Consider the following 16,596-nt stretch of genomic DNA (forward strand, 5'->3'; position numbering starts at 1 on the left):
TATGTTCCTATTTGTCGTGTTTAAATTGCTCAATAATCTCGTGAACTAAGGCCTCTGCCAGTTTGCTTTTATCTGCAAGCGGTAGCATTTTCTCACCGTTTTGCCAAAAGAGTTGTAGGGCATTTTGATCTTGCCCGAACACCTGTCCGCCGGACACATCATTGGCGCAAATTAAATCTAAATTCTTACGTTTGAATTTATCTTTAGCATAGTTCGCTACATCTTGCGTTTCCGCTGCAAAACCCACGGTAAACGGGCGATTTTCAGTTAAATTTGCCACATTGGCGATAATGTCCGGGTTTTTAACTAATTTAAGAATCAGTTCGTCATTATCAGTGGTTTTCTTGATTTTTTGTGGCGCGACTTCAGCCATTCGATAATCGGCAACGGCAGCACAACCGATAAAAATTGTAGATTTTTGTGCAAATTTGACCGCTTGTTGTTCCATTTCTACCGCCGATTCCACATCGATTCGAACGACATTTGCCGGTGTGGCAAGATTGACCGGACCGGCAATCAGATTCACGTGCGCACCACGTTTGGCAAATGCTTCAGCAATCGCAAAGCCCATTTTGCCGGAACTGTGATTGCTGATATAACGCACAGGATCGATCGCTTCACGGGTTGGGCCGGCGGTAATTGTCACACTAAGATCTTTTAGATCTTGCGTATGGCTAAAGTGATCGCATACCGCGTGGAAGATCTCACTCGGCTCGGACATTCTGCCGGCACCGACATCACCACAAGCTTGGAAGCCGCTATTCGGACCAATCATTTGTATACCGCGATTTGCCAATACGGCTAAATTTTCTTGTGTAACTGCTTGTTTGAACATTTGTTGGTTCATTGCCGGTGCGAGTAAAATTGGGCTGGCAGTTGCTAAACAGAGGGTAGAGAGCAAGTCATTTGCCATACCGGCACGTAAACGAGCGATAAAATCGGCAGACGCCGGTGCAATAACCACGATATCCGCCCATTTTGCTAATTCGATATGACCCATTGCCAATTCCGCTTGTGGATCTAATAAGGAATTAGAAACCGCATTGGCTGAAATCGCTTGTAGGGTAAGCGGGGTCACAAAAGCTTCTGCCGCTGGTGTTAATACGACACGAATGTCTGCATTGGCTTTTTTGAAATGACGAATTAATTCAATCGTTTTATAAGCGGCAATGCCACCGGTAATGCCAACCAAAATGCGCTTGTTACTAAGCATAGCAATTCCTATTTTAAAAAAATATTTATTCATTTTCTGAGAATAAGCAAAGAAGATGAGCCAAATAATTCTACCTTAATAAGTACTCACTCACAATAAAGCGATTTTTGCGATCTGTATCGAAAAAATAAAACTTTTCTTTTGATTCAAATAGTTAGCTTCTTTATGCTTTTTTTCTATTTGGTCTAACTGAGTAAAAAATAATGTGTAATGCAGAATTAATGCCACGAGAAAAATTATTAGCTTATGGAGCGGGGTCATTAACTGATCAGGAATTATTGGCGATTTTTTTGCGTACCGGCATTAAGGGGCTGCCGGTGATGCAATTATCTGAAACGGTACTCAAACAATTCGGTTCATTAAGAGGGCTACTTAGTGCGGATGTAAACGCATTTTGTCAAATGAAAGGGCTTGGGCAAACGCAATTTATTCAATTACAAGCTTCAAAAGAAATGACTAAGCGTTATTTAGCACAACAAATGCAAGTGCGAGAAAACATTACAGAACCTTATTTAGCCGTGATGTGTTTTCAAGCTGAGCTAGAAGCGGAAGAACGGGAAATTTTTATGGTGATGTTTCTCGATAATCAGAATCGGCTGATTAAAAAAGAGAAAATGTTTTATGGCACGATTAATCAAGCAACGGTTTACCCTAGAGAAATAATCAAAGAAGCATTAAAATGTAATGCAGCGGCAATTATTGTCGCCCATAATCATCCCTCTGGCCATTGTACGCCTTCGGAATCGGATAGAATACTCACTAAGAAGATTGAAATGGCGTGTGATTTGGTTGAAATTCGTTTTGTTGATCATATTGTCGTCGGAAAAGGTGATTATTTTTCCTTCGAAGAAGAGAAGTTTCGCCGAAATAATTCATAAATTGAGACTTGAATAATGCTATCAAAGCGAGTATAATCCGTGGTCTTTAAATATGACTTTGGTCGGGCTGAGCCTGACGAGGCAATTAGATAAACTGATATAAGTCCTAATCGCCCGAACCATTTAAACATTACTTAAGTAATTGGAGAATTAAAATGTCAAGAGTTTGCCAAGTAACCGGCAAGCGTCCAGCAGTTGGTAACAACCGCTCACACGCATTAAACGCGACTCGTCGTCGTTTTTTACCTAACTTACACACTCACCGTTTCTGGGTTGAGAGTGAAAACCGTTTCGTAACTTTACGCTTAACAGCGAAAGGTATGCGTATTATCGACAAAAAAGGCATCGATGCAGTATTAGCTGAAATCCGTGCTCGTGGCGAAAAAATCTAAGGAGCTAACCAATGGCAGCTAAAGGTAATCGTGAGAAAATCAAATTAGTTTCAACTGCTGAAACTGGTCACTTCTACACAACGACTAAAAACAAACGTAATATGCCTGAAAAAATGGAAATCAAAAAATTTGATCCAGTTGTGCGTAAACACGTTGTTTATAAAGAAGCTAAAATCAAATAATTTGATTCAATGTTTCAAGAGCCCAGCTTTTCAGCTGGGTTTTTTTACGCTAATTTGGCAACCGTTTGCATTTTAGACATTTGAGTAAGCTAATATAAGGTTAGTTAATAAAAATTACTTTATTTTTTGCCAAAAAAATGTACTATTATGCGTCCTTAGATGTAACCCGCATTTAAGCCTGTTTCCAACCTGCACCTCCTTTCTTTTGTTAAATCTAGGGGCAGGGTAAAAACAAAAAAGCTGAAACGCTTTTTTTAATAAGTAGCGAGTCAAATGCCCCATGGCATCTGTTTTTTCAGAAACAGAAAGCTTAGGCTTCCCGCAAGGCACCGGACTTATTTTTTTCACCTATCAATAGGAAACTCATTTCAAATGACAATTACCACTCCTGTAAAAGCAGTTCTCGCATCAAACAAACATTTCTTAGATCGCCAAGATCAAATGGAATCAAATGTTCGTAGTTATCCTCGTAAATTGCCTTTTGCTTATGCAAAAGCACAAGGTTGCTGGGTAACAGACGTTGAGGGTAACGAATACCTTGACTTCTTAGCGGGCGCAGGAACACTTGCACTAGGTCACAACCACCCGGTATTAATGCAATCAATCAAAGATGTATTAGAAAGCGGTTTACCGTTACATACACTTGACTTAACTACACCATTAAAAGATGCATTCACAGAAGAATTACTTTCATTCTTCCCGAAAGATCAATACATCCTTCAATTTACCGGTCCATCAGGTGCGGATGCTAACGAAGCAGCAATCAAATTAGCCAAAACTTATACCGGTCGTGGCAATGTGATCGCGTTCTCTGGCGGTTTCCACGGTATGACACACGGTGCGTTATCATTAACCGGTAACTTAGGCGCTAAAAATGCGGTACAAAACTTAATGGCGGGCGTGCAATTTATGCCGTATCCGCATGAATATCGTTGCCCGTTCGGTATCGGTGGTGAAGCAGGTGCAAAAGCGGTTGAACACTATTTCGAAAACTTTATCGAAGATGTGGAAAGCGGTGTAGTAAAACCGGCGGCGGTAATTTTAGAAGCGATTCAAGGTGAAGGCGGTGTAGTACCGGCGCCAATCAGCTTCTTACAAAAAGTGCGTGAAGTAACCAAAAAACACGGTATCTTAATGATCGTGGACGAAGTTCAAGCTGGTTTTTGCCGCAGTGGTAAAATGTTCGCTTTCGAACACGCAGGCATTGAGCCGGATATCGTGGTAATGTCAAAAGCGGTTGGCGGTTCATTACCATTAGCGGTATTAGCAATTCGTAAAGAATTCGATGCATGGCAACCAGCAGGTCACACCGGTACTTTCCGTGGTAACCAATTAGCAATGGCAACTGGTTATGCTTCATTAAAAATCATGCGTGAAGAAAATTTAGCGCAAAATGCACAAGAACGTGGCGAATACTTAACCAACGCATTGCGTGAATTAAGCAAAGAATTCCCATGTATCGGTAATGTACGTGGTCGCGGCTTAATGATGGGTATTGATATCGTTGATGAGCGTAAGCCACAAGATGCAACCGGTGCTTATCCACAAGACGGCGAATTAGCGGTCGCAATTCAAAAAGCGTGTTTCAACAATAAATTATTGTTAGAGCGTGGTGGCCGTGGCGGTAACGTAGTACGTGTTCTTTGTGCAGTAAACATCAACCAAGCGGAATGTGAAGAGTTTATCAAGCGCTTCAAACAATCTGTGGCGGATGCAATCAAAGCAGTACGTGGCTAATCTAACCCTACACGAGTCGTGTAGGGGGGCTTTATCTGAGCCACTTTGTGGCTCTTTTTGTATGATAGCTCTAACGGGGCAGGATTTAATTAACTTAGCACAGTTTGTGCTAGGTGTGAGAGAAAAAATGGCAGATATTTCAAAACACAGACAATCGCTTTTCTGTAATGATCCACAATCAATCGCTGATTATGAAAATGCGATGAATAATGCGGTGCAAGCGGTCAGTGCTTGGTTAAAAAACGACAAAATGTACACAGGTGGTTCAATCAAGCAAATGCGTGCTTTGATTGATGGCTTTAATCCGTCAAAAGAAGGCGTAGGCGTACAAAAATCACTTGATCACTTAGTGGAAATTTTCTTAAAACCAAGTCTTAAAGTACATCACCCACATTCGCTTGCGCATTTACATTGCCCGACAATGGTAACTAGTCAAATTGCGGAAGTGTTAATTAATGCAACTAACCAATCAATGGACTCTTGGGATCAAAGCCCTGCAGGTTCGATTATGGAAGAACACTTAATTGATTGGTTACGTCAAAAAGTTGGCTATGGTGTCGGTACTTCAGGCGTGTTTACTTCAGGCGGTACGCAATCAAATCTCATGGGCGTATTACTTGCTCGTGATTGGGCGATTGCGAAAAACTGGAAAAACGAAGACGGTTCGGAATGGTCGGTACAACGTGACGGTATTCCGGCAGACGCAATGAAAAATGTGAAAGTAGTTTGCTCGGAAAATGCTCACTTCTCAGTGCAAAAAAATATGGCAATGATGGGGATGGGCTTCCAATCTGTGGTAACAGTGCCTTGCAATAAAAACGCTCAAATGGATGTTGTAGCATTAGAGAAGACATTGGCGGATTTAACCGCACAAGGCAAAATCGTTGCTTGTGTGGTGGCAACAGCCGGTACGACTGACGCTGGTGCGATCGATCCGTTAAAAGAAATTCGTGCAATCACTAATAAATTCGGCGTGTGGTTACATGTAGATGCCGCTTGGGGTGGTGCGTTATTACTTTCTAAAGATTTCCGTCATTTCTTAGACGGTATCGAAGAAACCGACTCAATCACGTTAGATTTCCACAAACACTTCTTCCAAAGTATTTCGTGTGGTGCGTTCTTATTAAAAGATCAGGCAAACTATCGTTTTATCAACTATAAAGCGGATTACCTTAACTCAGAATATGATGAAGCACATGGTGTACCAAACTTAGTGGCGAAATCATTACAAACCACTCGTCGTTTTGACGCATTAAAATTATGGTTCACGGTAGAAGCGTTGGGTGAAGATTTATATGCTTCAATGATTGACCACGGTGTGAAATTAACTAAAGAAGTGGAAGGCTATATTAACGCGACTGACGGCTTAGAAATGTTAGTGCCAAGCCAATTCGCTTCGGTGTTATTCCGTGTGGTACCGCAAGGCTATCCGGCAGAATTTATCGATACCTTAAACCAAAACGTAGCGGACGAACTTTTCGCACGTGGCGAAGCAAATATCGGTGTAACCAAAGTGGGCGACAAACAATCGCTTAAGATGACTACGTTAAGCCCGATCGCAACCTTGGAAAACGTGAAAGCGTTATTAGCACAAGTATTAGCGGAAGCGGATCGTATTAAAGATTCGATTGTAAACGGTACTTATGTGCCGCCGATTGATTAATTGGTAAAACTTTAGCGAAAAAAGACCGCTTGTAAGGGTAGCTTGCAAGTGATTTTTTTCTAGGCGATTGAGAGCGATTTCCGGCAGGAATATCGCTCGTTTTATGCGTTTTTTCTTGACTTATTTTGAATTGTTGATTTAATGGTAGGTCGATTTTTTCTTTTCAAATTCAGCGGTAAATTATAAGAGGCATATTATGGCAGAGAGTTTTAGCGTAACACGTCGTTACTTTGATGATAAAAATTATCCACGCGGTTTTGCTCGTCACGGCGATTACACCATTCGTGAATCTCAAACTTTAGAGCAATTCGGTCAAGCGTGTTTAGCATTAGAAACTGGCGAACGTAGCCCAGTGACGGCAGAAGAAGAGCGCTTTGTTGCTGTAATGAAAGGTGATGAAATTGCTGAAAGCATTATTGAAAAATCATGGTTAAAATACCGTACTTTAACTAGCAAAACAAAACGTATCTATACGCTTTCAGGTAATGCGGGTAACGATACCGGTGATGATTTCAGCGCTGCTGAATAATAGACATTTCTAAGTATTTGCAATTTTAAGTGTGCCACGGAATACGCTGAAAACACGAAAGTGTTAGTCAGGGTATTTTGTGGTTTCTTTTTTATATTAATTTTACTTTTCTCAGCCAGTCTCTTATACGGTTGGGGACAATGAATAGTGATAAATTATGAACCTTCCTATTGAGCAATATTCTGATCTTCTTGCAAAAAAAGCAGAAAATTTGACCGCCTTACTTGTGCCTTTTAATCCGCCTGCACTTGAAGTGTTTCAGTCTGAAACCAGCCATTTCCGTATGCGTGCCGAATTCCGAGTATGGCATGATACTAACGAAGCCGGAGAAAATGAGCTGTATCACATTATGTTCGATCAGGAAACTAAGCAACGTTATCGAGTTGATCAATTCCCGATTGCTAATCACTTAATCAATAATATGATGAGTACGCTATTAACCGAAATTAAGGGCAATGAATTACTCACTCGTAAATTATTCCAAGTGGATTATCTCAGCACCTTAAGCGGTGAAATTGCGGTTTCAATGCTTTATCACAAAAAGCTAAACGAAGAATGGCAAGCGGAAGCAGCTGCATTAAAAAAACGCTTAGAAAATCACGGTTTTAACGTACAAATTATCGGACGTGCAACAAAGCAGAAGATCGCTTTAGAGCGTGATTATGTTGAGGAAGTATTGCCGGTGGACGGGCACAATTTAATTTATCGCCAAGTAGAAAACAGCTTTACCCAGCCGAATGCCAAAATGAATATCAAAATGTTGGAATGGGCGAGAAGCTGTACCCAAAATAGTACCGGTGATTTATTAGAGCTTTATTGCGGTAATGGAAATTTCTCGATTGCATTAGCCGAGAATTTCCGCCAAGTGTTAGCCACAGAGATTTCAAAATCTTCGGTTCATTCTGCACAATATAATATTGAACAGAATAGGATCAATAATTTGCAGATTATTCGAATGTCGGCAGAAGAGTTCACTCAGGCAATGAATGGCGTGCGTGAATTTAATCGCTTAAAAGGAATTGATTTAAAAGCGTATGATTGCAATACGATTTTTGTTGACCCGCCACGAGCAGGTTTGGATCAAGATACCCTAAATATGGTGCAGGCTTACGAGCGAATTTTATATATTTCGTGCAATCCGCATACGTTAGCAGATAATTTACAGCAATTGACCCAAACGCATCGTATTGAACGTGCAGCACTTTTTGATCAGTTCCCTTATACTCATCATGTAGAAAGTGGTGTGTGGTTGATTAGGAAGTAAGCATAAATAGTCGGTTGTGCTGAAAAATAAATCACTTGATGATTTTTAACGATTTTTCGCTTGACCGACTTTGATAAAACTTATATTATTCCGCTCGTTTTCAACGGAGGAATGGTCGAGTGGTTGAAGGCACCGGTCTTGAAAACCGGCGAGGGTTTACGCCCTCCGTGAGTTCGAATCTCACTTCCTCCGCCATCAAATTTATAGCTTGTTGATTTAATAAATCAGCAAGTTTTTTCTCTCAAAGAGAGTACAATTTAGAATATGTTTTCAATCCGGAGGAATGGTCGAGTGGTTGAAGGCACCGGTCTTGAAAACCGGCGAGGGTTTACGCCCTCCGTGAGTTCGAATCTCACTTCCTCCGCCATCTATTCAGAGCCGCTTGTAATGTAAATTACAAGTGGTTTTTTCTTGGCAAAATTTTGCAAATTTCCTGATAAATTTGGCCGCTTATTGCTAACAAAAAAGCACAGAACTTACATTCTGTGCTTTTGTATTTTTATAACCAACCTTTGCGTTTAAAGTAGATATACGGGGTGGCGGCGGCGCAAATCATTAAGCCGATTGCCATCGGATAGCCGTATTTAAAATGTAATTCCGGCATAAATTCAAAGTTCATTCCGTAAGTCGAGGCAACGAGAGTTGCCGGTAGGAACATCACCGATACGACCGAGAAAAACTTCATAATTTTATTCTGCTCAATATTGATGTAACCCATTGCCGCTTGCATCAAGAAGTTCACTTTTTGGAACAACGATTCGTTATGTGGCTGGAGTGATTCAATATCTCGCATAATGTCACGAGCTTGTTCAAGCTGATTGTTTGGTAAACGGGTTTTACGTAATAAGAAACTTAATGCACGTTGCGTATCCATCAGACATAAACGCACTTTTGAACTAGCATCTTCCAATTCGGTTAAATCGGAAAGCGCATCGTCAAAATTTTCACTTTCTTGCTTACCGTTTAAGATTACACGGCTTAAGGTTTCTAAGTCCGCATAAATTGTTTCGATAACATCCGCAAGCTGCTCGATTTTGGTTTCAAATAAGTCGAGCAGTAATTCGTATGCATTGCTATCAATTAATTTTTCACGGCGAGAGCGCATTCGATATAAACGGAATGCCGGTAAATCGCGTTCACGCAAGGTAAATAAACGCCCGTCACGAATGGTAAATGCAACGGTGGCAATATCGGCGTAATCGTCGTCATCTAAACAATAGAAAAAGGAGTGAAGGTGTAAGCCGTCTTCATCTTCGAAGAAGCGAGCAGAAGCCTCTAAGTCTTCCAATTCGTGTTCTTCCGCAAGCGTTTGGTCTAAACCACGCTGTAGTACGCTACGTTCATCATCGCTCGGATCGATTAGGTCAATCCAAATTGCATCGTTTAAATCGGTAGCTGTTTCGTCCACGCTGACAAGACGTGCGTTATCTAATGCAAATGCACGGATCATTTTATTCTCCATCCAATGGTTAGGAGGTAATGAACAAAAAGGAACAAAAAAGATACTAGGCGAGAGTTACCGACTTGTCGGTAACCTGAGGGTTTGGACAAGTGGGTTAGAAATCTGATAAGTATCGACTGTGACTGTCCAAAATTGTAATCCTCAAATAAAAATAGTGTGCGAATGGTACAGATTAACCGCTTTCTAGTCAAGCAAGCGGTCATTTACTTGCTTGATTTTGCAAAATTTTAAGGAAAAATGACCGCTTTTTTGCTATCGTTAGCATTCCGAAATAATCGATGAGAATTTGACAATGACTGATTTACAACACACGACAGAAACAACTGAAAACGAAACAACGCATTTTGGTTTTAAAACCGTTGCTAAAGAAGAAAAACAGCAACTAGTTGCTAATGTATTTCACAGCGTTGCCGGCAAATACGACTTAATGAATGATTTGCTTTCGTTTGGTATCCATCGTGTTTGGAAGCGTTTTACCATTGATTGCAGTGGTGTGCGTAAAGGGCAAAAAGTGTTGGATCTTGCTGGTGGAACCGGTGATTTTACTGCAAAATTTTCGCGTATTGTCGGCGAAAGCGGTGAAGTGGTATTAACTGATATTAATAGCTCAATGTTGGAAGTTGGTCGTGAAAAATTACGTAATTTAGGCGTAGTCGGCAATGTCAGTTATGTACAAGCTAATGCGGAATGTCTGCCGTTTGCGGATAATACCTTCGATTGCGTGGTGATCAGTTTCGGTTTACGTAATGTGACGGACAAAGACAAAGCGTTACGTTCGATGTTTCGTGTGTTGAAGCCGGGTGGCCGTTTGCTTGTATTGGAATTCTCAAAACCAATTATTGACCCGATTAGTCAGTTATATAACTTCTATTCTTTTAATATTTTGCCGAAAGTGGGTGAAGTGGTAGTCAACGATGCGGATAGCTATCGTTACCTTGCCGAATCAATTCGTATGCACCCGAAACAAGACGAATTAAAAGCGATGATGGAAAATGCCGGCTTTGAAAGCGTCAATTATTACAACTTAAGTGCCGGTATTGTAGCGTTACATCGAGGATATAAATTTTAATTTATTTTTGGTCTGGAATCCAAGGAATACGCTATGTTATCTCAACTTAAACAGCAGCTTATGTTGCCACAATTGGCTTTCGGTGCGATAGAAACCGCTTTTAATGCGTTGCTGCAGCGTTCGCCGCATGTATTACCGGCATTACGTAAGTTAGCGGGTAAATGCTTACATATTGAATTAACCTCACCAGCAGTTAATTTTTATCTAATCTTCAGCGAAACTCGTGCAGAATGGTTATCGGTTTACGAGGGTGAAGCGGATTGCCATGTGCAACTTTCTTTTGAAACCTTACCGAAACTTGCCGATAAAGCGAAATTAACCGAGCTGATTAATAACAAATCATTGGTACTGAACGGCGATATTCAGGTGTTACAACATTTCGCCGCATTGTTAGATGAATTGGAAAAAGATCCTGCTGAATTGTTGTCGCCTTTTGTCGGGGATGTGTTGGCTCAGACTTCAACCGATTTTGCTAAAAAATTATTTAATAAGCTAAAAGGGCAAATTGAGCAGAATCTTCAGCATCTCGCAGAGAATTTAATGAATGAGCGTCCGGTAGTGGTACATCGCTTACAAGCGGTTAATTTTTACGATCAAGTTGCAGAGCTTGAGCAACAAGCGGTCGAATTTGAACGAAAGTTTGTAAGGTTTGAGAAGAAATTATGACCTTTAAAAATACTTGTCGTCTTTATCAAATTATCACTACATTTCTGCGTTACGGTATTGATGAAATCATTCCGGATATTCCGCTTACACGTTATGCTCGTTTAGGACTTAAAGCCATCTTTTGGGTGCGAAATCAGCATAAAGATCAGCTGTTCGGCGTACGTTTACGTTTAGCTTTGCAAGAGTTAGGGCCGGTGTGGATTAAACTCGGGCAAATGCTTTCAACTCGCCGTGATTTATTTGAACCGGAATTAGCGGATCAACTTGCTTTATTGCAAGATTCAGTTGAGCCTTTTGACGGCAAAGCGGCTTGCCAAATTATTGAACAAGCCTTAGGTGGCAGTCTTGAAACTTGGTTTGAAGCATTTGATGAACAAGCGCTTGCTTCCGCTTCAATTGCACAGGTTCATACAGCAAAATTTAATCAAAATCAACCGCTTGCCGGCAAAGATGTCGTGATTAAAGTGATTCGCCCGGATATTGAACCGGTTATCAAAGCGGATATTGCCTTGATGTATCGTCTGGCAAGTTGGATTCCTCGCCTTTCAAATGATGCGAAGCGTCTGCGTGCGACCGAAGTGGTGCGTGAATACGAAAAAACATTACTCGATGAATTGGATTTAACTCGAGAAATGGCAAATGCAATTCGTTTACGTAATAACTTTGAAAACAGCGAAATGTTGTATGTGCCGGAAATGTATCCGGATTTCTGCTATAAAAACGTGATTGTGATGGAGCGTATTTACGGTATTCCGGTGTCGGATGTCGAAATGCTTAAAGCCAACGGCACGGATATGAAATTATTGGCGGAACGTGGTGTACAAGTGTTCTTTACTCAGGTGTTTCGTGACAGCTTTTTCCACGCAGATATGCACGCCGGTAATATTTTCGTTAATCCGAATCATCCGGAAAATCCGCAATATATTGGCATTGATTGCGGTATTGTCGGTACACTGAATCAAAATGATAAACGCTATTTAGCGGAAAGTTTCGTTGCCTTTTTTAATCGAGATTACCGCCGTGTGGCGTTAATGCACGTGGAATCCGGTTGGACACCGGCAGATACCGATATTGATGCGTTCGAGCAGGCGTTCCGTGAAGTGTGCGAGCCGATTTTTGCTAAACCGCTATCGGAAATTTCTTTCGGTCACGTGTTGCTGAATTTATTTAATGTAGCTCGTGAATTTAATATGGAAGTACAGCCGCAATTAGTGTTACTACAAAAAACTTTACTCTATATTGAAGGATTAGGTCGACAGGTTTATCCGCAGCTTGATTTATGGCAAACCGCAAAACCGTTTTTACAAAATTGGTTGAATGAGCAAGTCGGCGTGAAAGCGATTTTACGTGATTTGAAACAACGTGTGCCACAATTTAGAGAACATTTTGCCGAATTTCCGGAAGCGGTGTTTAACGCATTACAGCAACAAAAGCAGATTAATTTCCGCTTAGATGAGCTAAATAAAACCTTGCAAACACAAGGACAACAAAAAGCTCGGAATATGCTGAGCATAGTGAGCGGCTTGATTATTCTTGGTGTACTATGGCGATTTGACAGTTTACCGCTATGGGTAAGCGTGAGTTTATTATTCGTGGCATTATTGTCTTTGCTTTTGCAAAGAAAGTAGCGTGTACTTGATTTCGGTTACTTTTGTTTGGAAACGTAAAGCAAAGTAACATATAATACAAACAATTTTTCTTAAACTTAAAACAAAAAGAGGAACCTTTATGGGTGGTATCAGCATTTGGCAATTACTTATTATTGTAGCAATTATCGTTTTATTATTTGGTACAAAAAAATTACGTACCTTAGGGACGGATTTAGGGGAATCTGTAAAGGGCTTTAAAAAAGCAATGTCAGATGAAAAACCGCAAGATGCAAGTTTTGAGAAAGTAGAAGCAAAAGAAGCCGCAACTACCGAACAAAAAGCAAAAGAAAAAGAGCAGGCATAGATTGTGTTTGATATAGGTTTTTCTGAATTAGTACTCATTTTCGTTGTGGGGCTGGTTGTGCTAGGCCCGCAACGTTTACCCGTTGCTATTCGTACTGTGATGGGCTGGGTTCGTACAATTCGAGGATTAGCCGCAAATGTGCAGAATGAATTAGCACAAGAACTTAAATTACAAGAGCTGCAAGAAAGTATTAAAAAAGCAGAAGCGTTAAATTTAAGTTCGCTTTCACCCGAGTTAAGTAAAACGGTGGAAGATTTAAAACAATCTGCGCAACAAATGCAGGCTGATCTCGCTTCAGCAAAAGGGGAAATTACCAAATTAACTGATGAGCAAGTCGCTGAAATTCAAGCAAAAATTGAGCAAGAAGAACAGCAAATTGCCGTGTCGGAATCGCAAAAAAATCTGGAAAATCAACCGCTTGTTGAAGATGAGGCTGTGATAGAAAATGCGGAGTTGTCTCCGGCAGGAATCGCAGAACAGGCTGAATTGGATGAATCACAATTTGCTGCCTATTACCCGCCTGATGATGATTTAGCAACACCAAATTCGTCAGTATCACAACAACAGGATAAACAGAATGTCAGTTGAACAATCTCAACCTCTGATTAGCCACCTTGTTGAATTAAGAAACCGCTTGCTCCGTAGCTTTATCTGTGTGCTTGTGGTTTTTTGTGCTTTAGTTTATTGGGCGAATGATATTTATACTTTGCTCGCCACACCGTTAACCGAGAATTTGCCTGCTGGGGCAACCATGATTGCGACTAATGTTGCAACGCCGTTTTTTACCCCGATTAAGTTGACCGGTGTCGTAGCGGTATTTTTATCCGTTCCTTTTATTCTTTACCAAATTTGGGCATTTGTTGCTCCTGCATTATATAAGCACGAGAAACGTTTGATTTACCCACTATTGGTTTCAAGTACATTATTATTCTATTTAGGTGTCGCATTTGCTTACTATGTCGTGTTCCCATTGGTATTCGGTTTCTTAACCAGTACCGCACCGGAAGGGGTGCAAATGGCAACCGATATCAGTAGCTATTTAGATTTCGTACTTACTATTTTCTTAGCATTCGGTATTTGTTTTGAGGTACCGGTCGCAATTATTTTACTTTGTTGGTCTGGGGTAACTTCTGCCAATGAACTACGTGAAAAGCGCCCTTACATTATTGTGGCTGCATTTGCGATCGGGATGTTATTAACACCGCCGGATATTTTTTCTCAGACACTTTTAGCTATTCCGATGTGTTTGCTATTTGAAGTCGGGTTGTTTTTCTCGAGGCTCTATAAGCCGAGAGATGAGCAAGAAGAAAGTATCGCTAACTAATCTAAACCCGCTCACAAGCGGGTTATTTTTTATTAAAATTTGCAAAATTAGGAAGAAATTATGGCTCAATATCTTAACACTTCATTTCCTACTCGCCGTATGCGTCGTGTACGTAAACACAATTTTAGTCGCCGTTTAGTGGCAGAGAATCAATTGACTGCCGGAGATTTAATTTATCCAGTATTTGTGATCGAAGGTGAGAATCAGCGTGTAAAAGTGCCATCAATGCCGAGCGTGGAACGCTTAACGATTGATCAACTTTTAATTGAAGCGGGTGAATTAGTGAAATATGGTGTGCCGCTAATCGCTCTATTTCCGGTCGTGGGTGATGTGAAAAAATCATTGATGGCGGAAGAAGCATACAATCCGGATGGCTTAGCACAACGTGCGGTACGTGCATTAAAAGCGGCTTATCCTGAATTAGGCGTGATGACCGATGTGGCGTTAGATCCGTTCACGACACACGGTCAGGACGGCATTATTGATGAAGAAGGCTATGTGCTGAATGACATCACAACCGAAGTATTAGTAAAACAGGCGCTTTCTCATGCAGAAGCAGGTGCAGATATTGTTGCACCAAGCGATATGATGGACGGCCGTATCGGTAAAATTCGTGAAGCACTTGAAGCGAAAGGTTTAATCAATACGCAAATTATGGCGTATTCGGCTAAATATGCTTCGAATTATTACGGCCCATTCCGTGATGCGGTCGGTTCGGCAGGCAATTTAAAGGGCGGTAATAAATTTACTTATCAAGTTGATCCGTCGAATGCGAACGAAGGTTTACACGAAGTAGCAATGGATATTCAAGAAGGGGCGGATATGGTGATGGTAAAACCGGGGATGCCTTATTTAGATATGGTATGGCGTGTAAAAGAAAACTTTGGCGTACCAACTTTTGCTTACCAAGTGTCTGGTGAATACGCAATGCATATGGCGGCGATTCAGAACGGTTGGCTAAAAGAACGTGAGTGTGTAATGGAAGGTTTACTTTGCTTCAAACGTGCGGGAGCGGACGGTATCTTAACCTATTTCGCTAAAACGGTAGCGAAATGGTTATACGAAGATAATCATCAATAAGAACAAGCGGTTAGATTTGAGGAATTTTTTGCAAATGCTTCAGTCTAACCGTTACTTTTTTAGGAGATATAAATGAACGAACAATTTTCTCTTCAACCGTCTACTGATTCATTACGTACCGTGATGTATATTACATACGGCTTATTCGGCTTAGGCATTATTTTCGGCGGCTTACCGGCGATTGCAGGTGTAATCTTGGCGTATATTAAGCGTGCAGATATGCAAGGCACAGCTTATTACGATCATATGTGCTTCTTGATTCGTACTTTCTGGGGAACGCTAGCCGGTACTATTTTAGGGATTATCTTGTCACTAATCGGCATTGGCGTATTGGTGATTTGGGCGATTGGGATTTGGTATATTTTCCGCGTTATCTACGGTGCGGTAAAATTATTTGATAACAAATTGGTAACGCCAACCGGTTGGTTTATGTAGCGAATTGCAAAAAAGCGGTCAAATTTGACCGCTTGTTGATCTGCACCCCAAAACTTGGACATTTAACTTGAGGTGCAGATTATGTCTTATTCTTATCAATTTCGTTTAGAAATTATCAAACTCATCATCGAACAGGGCTTTGGTATCCGTGAAGTAGCTAAACTTCATCAGATTTTCCATTCACTTGTGATTAATTGGCTAAAAGCCTTTCGTGAAAGGGGGTTAGAAGGGGGGAAAATCACCTTGCCCCCCACTTCAACCACTGAAAAGCGAAAAGCAAGGGATTGATGTACCTGAGCCTACCAACCTTTCGCCTCAAGCATTTAAAAAGTTACAACGTGAGCTTGCACTTGCTCGTGCGGAGATTGCTTACTTAAAAAAGCTGGAGGAGCTCGACTGTCAAAAACAACGGCAGAAATTGAAGAATATTTGGTGTATTACAACTAAAAAATGATTAAACTGGATTTACAAGGGGCGAGCTCGGCACAATACCGAGTCCAATATTTAAGTGAATAAACAGTCTGACTTTTTGGAAGGCAGATCATTTTTAGTTCGTTATTCTCTACAAATAAAAAAGCTTAATTCGGTCGAATTAAGCTTTTATTAGAAGTATTGTATGTAAGGTTACTTTAAAAACACTTAAATCAACTTCCGCTTCCTGCATCAATTAACTCAAGCTTCGAACATTTATGAACGCATGTTCATTTTTTAAAGTAAGCCCATTATATCCCAAAAAAGAATTGGGATAG

At 40.8% G+C, this 16,596-nt stretch carries 17 protein-coding genes, 2 tRNA genes and 1 pseudogene; 18 read left to right on the plus strand and 2 right to left on the minus strand.

Translation table 11 applies throughout. The features are described from left to right. Nucleotides 1–7: 7 nt before the first annotated feature. Complete coding sequence (gene coaBC, locus HMPREF0027_RS09060) at nucleotides 8–1,213, minus strand: bifunctional phosphopantothenoylcysteine decarboxylase/phosphopantothenate--cysteine ligase CoaBC (protein WP_044024496.1); 1,206 nt, start codon at nucleotides 1,211–1,213, stop codon at nucleotides 8–10. A 203-nt stretch (nucleotides 1,214–1,416) separates the two neighbouring features. On the opposite strand from coaBC, the gene radC reads away from it, so the two are divergent. From radC to HMPREF0027_RS09105, 9 genes are all read left to right on the plus strand, one after another. Then, nucleotides 1,417–2,091: a RadC family protein gene (radC, locus tag HMPREF0027_RS09065; RefSeq protein ID WP_005624474.1), complete on the plus strand. Its 675-nt coding sequence runs from the start codon at nucleotides 1,417–1,419 to the stop codon at nucleotides 2,089–2,091. A 155-nt stretch (nucleotides 2,092–2,246) separates the two neighbouring features. Then, the gene (gene rpmB, locus HMPREF0027_RS09070) at nucleotides 2,247–2,483 is read left to right on the plus strand and encodes a 50S ribosomal protein L28 (protein ID WP_005599762.1); all 237 of its coding nucleotides are present in this window, start codon (nucleotides 2,247–2,249) and stop codon (nucleotides 2,481–2,483) included. An 11-nt stretch (nucleotides 2,484–2,494) separates the two neighbouring features. Continuing rightward, a complete protein-coding gene (gene rpmG / locus HMPREF0027_RS09075; protein ID WP_005624479.1) occupies nucleotides 2,495–2,665 on the plus strand; it encodes a 50S ribosomal protein L33 in 171 nt (56 codons plus the stop codon). Nucleotides 2,666–3,037: 372 nt separating this feature from the next. Continuing rightward, nucleotides 3,038–4,402 (plus strand): diaminobutyrate--2-oxoglutarate transaminase, encoded by a 1,365-nt coding sequence (locus HMPREF0027_RS09080; RefSeq protein ID WP_005624480.1) that lies wholly within the window; start codon nucleotides 3,038–3,040, stop codon nucleotides 4,400–4,402. Between the two features lie 127 nt (nucleotides 4,403–4,529). Then, on the plus strand, nucleotides 4,530–6,065 hold the full coding sequence (gene ddc / locus HMPREF0027_RS09085) for an L-2,4-diaminobutyrate decarboxylase (RefSeq protein ID WP_044024538.1): 1,536 nt from the start codon (nucleotides 4,530–4,532) through the stop codon (nucleotides 6,063–6,065). A gap of 196 nt (nucleotides 6,066–6,261) precedes the next feature. Next, nucleotides 6,262–6,594, plus strand: a complete 333-nt coding sequence (locus tag HMPREF0027_RS09090; protein WP_005624484.1) for a MaoP family protein — start codon at nucleotides 6,262–6,264, stop codon at nucleotides 6,592–6,594. A gap of 157 nt (nucleotides 6,595–6,751) precedes the next feature. Beyond that, nucleotides 6,752–7,858 carry a tRNA (uridine(54)-C5)-methyltransferase TrmA gene (trmA, locus tag HMPREF0027_RS09095; protein WP_005624486.1) on the plus strand — a complete coding sequence of 369 codons (1,107 nt, stop codon included), beginning with the start codon at nucleotides 6,752–6,754 and terminating at the stop codon, nucleotides 7,856–7,858. Nucleotides 7,859–7,963: 105 nt separating this feature from the next. Then, nucleotides 7,964–8,053, plus strand: a tRNA-Ser gene (locus HMPREF0027_RS09100). A gap of 82 nt (nucleotides 8,054–8,135) precedes the next feature. Further along, nucleotides 8,136–8,225: transfer RNA gene (locus tag HMPREF0027_RS09105), tRNA-Ser, on the plus strand. A gap of 132 nt (nucleotides 8,226–8,357) precedes the next feature. Here HMPREF0027_RS09105 and corA read toward each other — a convergent pair. Then, nucleotides 8,358–9,308: a magnesium/cobalt transporter CorA gene (gene corA, locus HMPREF0027_RS09110; RefSeq protein ID WP_005624488.1), complete on the minus strand. Its 951-nt coding sequence runs from the start codon at nucleotides 9,306–9,308 to the stop codon at nucleotides 8,358–8,360. Between the two features lie 304 nt (nucleotides 9,309–9,612). Here corA and ubiE point away from each other — a divergent pair, with 304 nt between their 5' ends. From ubiE to HMPREF0027_RS13050, 9 genes and pseudogenes are all read left to right on the plus strand, one after another. After that, entirely contained in the window at nucleotides 9,613–10,389 is a 777-nt protein-coding gene (ubiE, locus tag HMPREF0027_RS09115; RefSeq protein ID WP_005624490.1) for a bifunctional demethylmenaquinone methyltransferase/2-methoxy-6-polyprenyl-1,4-benzoquinol methylase UbiE, read from the plus strand. Nucleotides 10,390–10,422: 33 nt separating this feature from the next. Then, a complete protein-coding gene (locus HMPREF0027_RS09120) occupies nucleotides 10,423–11,055 on the plus strand; it encodes a ubiquinone biosynthesis accessory factor UbiJ (protein ID WP_005624492.1) in 633 nt (210 codons plus the stop codon). After that, nucleotides 11,052–12,683, plus strand: a complete 1,632-nt coding sequence (gene ubiB / locus HMPREF0027_RS09125) for a ubiquinone biosynthesis regulatory protein kinase UbiB (RefSeq protein WP_005624493.1) — start codon at nucleotides 11,052–11,054, stop codon at nucleotides 12,681–12,683. Before HMPREF0027_RS09120 ends, ubiB begins: the two co-directional genes overlap by 4 nt. A gap of 100 nt (nucleotides 12,684–12,783) precedes the next feature. Then, nucleotides 12,784–13,008 carry a Sec-independent protein translocase subunit TatA gene (gene tatA / locus HMPREF0027_RS09130; protein WP_005624495.1) on the plus strand — a complete coding sequence of 75 codons (225 nt, stop codon included), beginning with the start codon at nucleotides 12,784–12,786 and terminating at the stop codon, nucleotides 13,006–13,008. 3 nt (nucleotides 13,009–13,011) lie between these two features. Beyond that, on the plus strand, nucleotides 13,012–13,596 hold the full coding sequence (tatB, locus tag HMPREF0027_RS09135; protein ID WP_005624496.1) for a Sec-independent protein translocase protein TatB: 585 nt from the start codon (nucleotides 13,012–13,014) through the stop codon (nucleotides 13,594–13,596). Continuing rightward, nucleotides 13,586–14,332 (plus strand): twin-arginine translocase subunit TatC, encoded by a 747-nt coding sequence (gene tatC, locus HMPREF0027_RS09140; protein WP_005624497.1) that lies wholly within the window; start codon nucleotides 13,586–13,588, stop codon nucleotides 14,330–14,332. Before tatB ends, tatC begins: the two co-directional genes overlap by 11 nt. A gap of 60 nt (nucleotides 14,333–14,392) precedes the next feature. Further along, complete coding sequence (hemB, locus tag HMPREF0027_RS09145) at nucleotides 14,393–15,412, plus strand: porphobilinogen synthase (protein ID WP_005624498.1); 1,020 nt, start codon at nucleotides 14,393–14,395, stop codon at nucleotides 15,410–15,412. 72 nt (nucleotides 15,413–15,484) lie between these two features. Continuing rightward, nucleotides 15,485–15,847: a DUF4870 family protein gene (locus tag HMPREF0027_RS09150; RefSeq protein WP_005624500.1), complete on the plus strand. Its 363-nt coding sequence runs from the start codon at nucleotides 15,485–15,487 to the stop codon at nucleotides 15,845–15,847. Nucleotides 15,848–15,928: 81 nt separating this feature from the next. After that, nucleotides 15,929–16,301, plus strand: a pseudogene (locus HMPREF0027_RS13050) (transposase). Nucleotides 16,302–16,596: the final 295 nt, after the last annotated feature.

Source organism: Actinobacillus ureae ATCC 25976 (assembly GCF_000188255.1).
Taxonomy (GTDB): Bacteria; Pseudomonadota; Gammaproteobacteria; order Enterobacterales; family Pasteurellaceae; genus Actinobacillus; species Actinobacillus ureae.

Coding starts and splice junctions, on each gene's coding strand:
- coaBC (WP_044024496.1), bottom strand. CDS start 1,213: ATGCTTAGTAACAAGCGCATTTTGGTTGGCATTACCGGTGGCATTGCC.
- radC (WP_005624474.1), top strand. CDS start 1,417: ATGTGTAATGCAGAATTAATGCCACGAGAAAAATTATTAGCTTATGGA.
- rpmB (WP_005599762.1), top strand. CDS start 2,247: ATGTCAAGAGTTTGCCAAGTAACCGGCAAGCGTCCAGCAGTTGGTAAC.
- rpmG (WP_005624479.1), top strand. CDS start 2,495: ATGGCAGCTAAAGGTAATCGTGAGAAAATCAAATTAGTTTCAACTGCT.
- HMPREF0027_RS09080 (WP_005624480.1), top strand. CDS start 3,038: ATGACAATTACCACTCCTGTAAAAGCAGTTCTCGCATCAAACAAACAT.
- ddc (WP_044024538.1), top strand. CDS start 4,530: ATGGCAGATATTTCAAAACACAGACAATCGCTTTTCTGTAATGATCCA.
- HMPREF0027_RS09090 (WP_005624484.1), top strand. CDS start 6,262: ATGGCAGAGAGTTTTAGCGTAACACGTCGTTACTTTGATGATAAAAAT.
- trmA (WP_005624486.1), top strand. CDS start 6,752: ATGAACCTTCCTATTGAGCAATATTCTGATCTTCTTGCAAAAAAAGCA.
- corA (WP_005624488.1), bottom strand. CDS start 9,308: ATGATCCGTGCATTTGCATTAGATAACGCACGTCTTGTCAGCGTGGAC.
- ubiE (WP_005624490.1), top strand. CDS start 9,613: ATGACTGATTTACAACACACGACAGAAACAACTGAAAACGAAACAACG.
- HMPREF0027_RS09120 (WP_005624492.1), top strand. CDS start 10,423: ATGTTATCTCAACTTAAACAGCAGCTTATGTTGCCACAATTGGCTTTC.
- ubiB (WP_005624493.1), top strand. CDS start 11,052: ATGACCTTTAAAAATACTTGTCGTCTTTATCAAATTATCACTACATTT.
- tatA (WP_005624495.1), top strand. CDS start 12,784: ATGGGTGGTATCAGCATTTGGCAATTACTTATTATTGTAGCAATTATC.
- tatC (WP_005624497.1), top strand. CDS start 13,586: ATGTCAGTTGAACAATCTCAACCTCTGATTAGCCACCTTGTTGAATTA.
- hemB (WP_005624498.1), top strand. CDS start 14,393: ATGGCTCAATATCTTAACACTTCATTTCCTACTCGCCGTATGCGTCGT.
- HMPREF0027_RS09150 (WP_005624500.1), top strand. CDS start 15,485: ATGAACGAACAATTTTCTCTTCAACCGTCTACTGATTCATTACGTACC.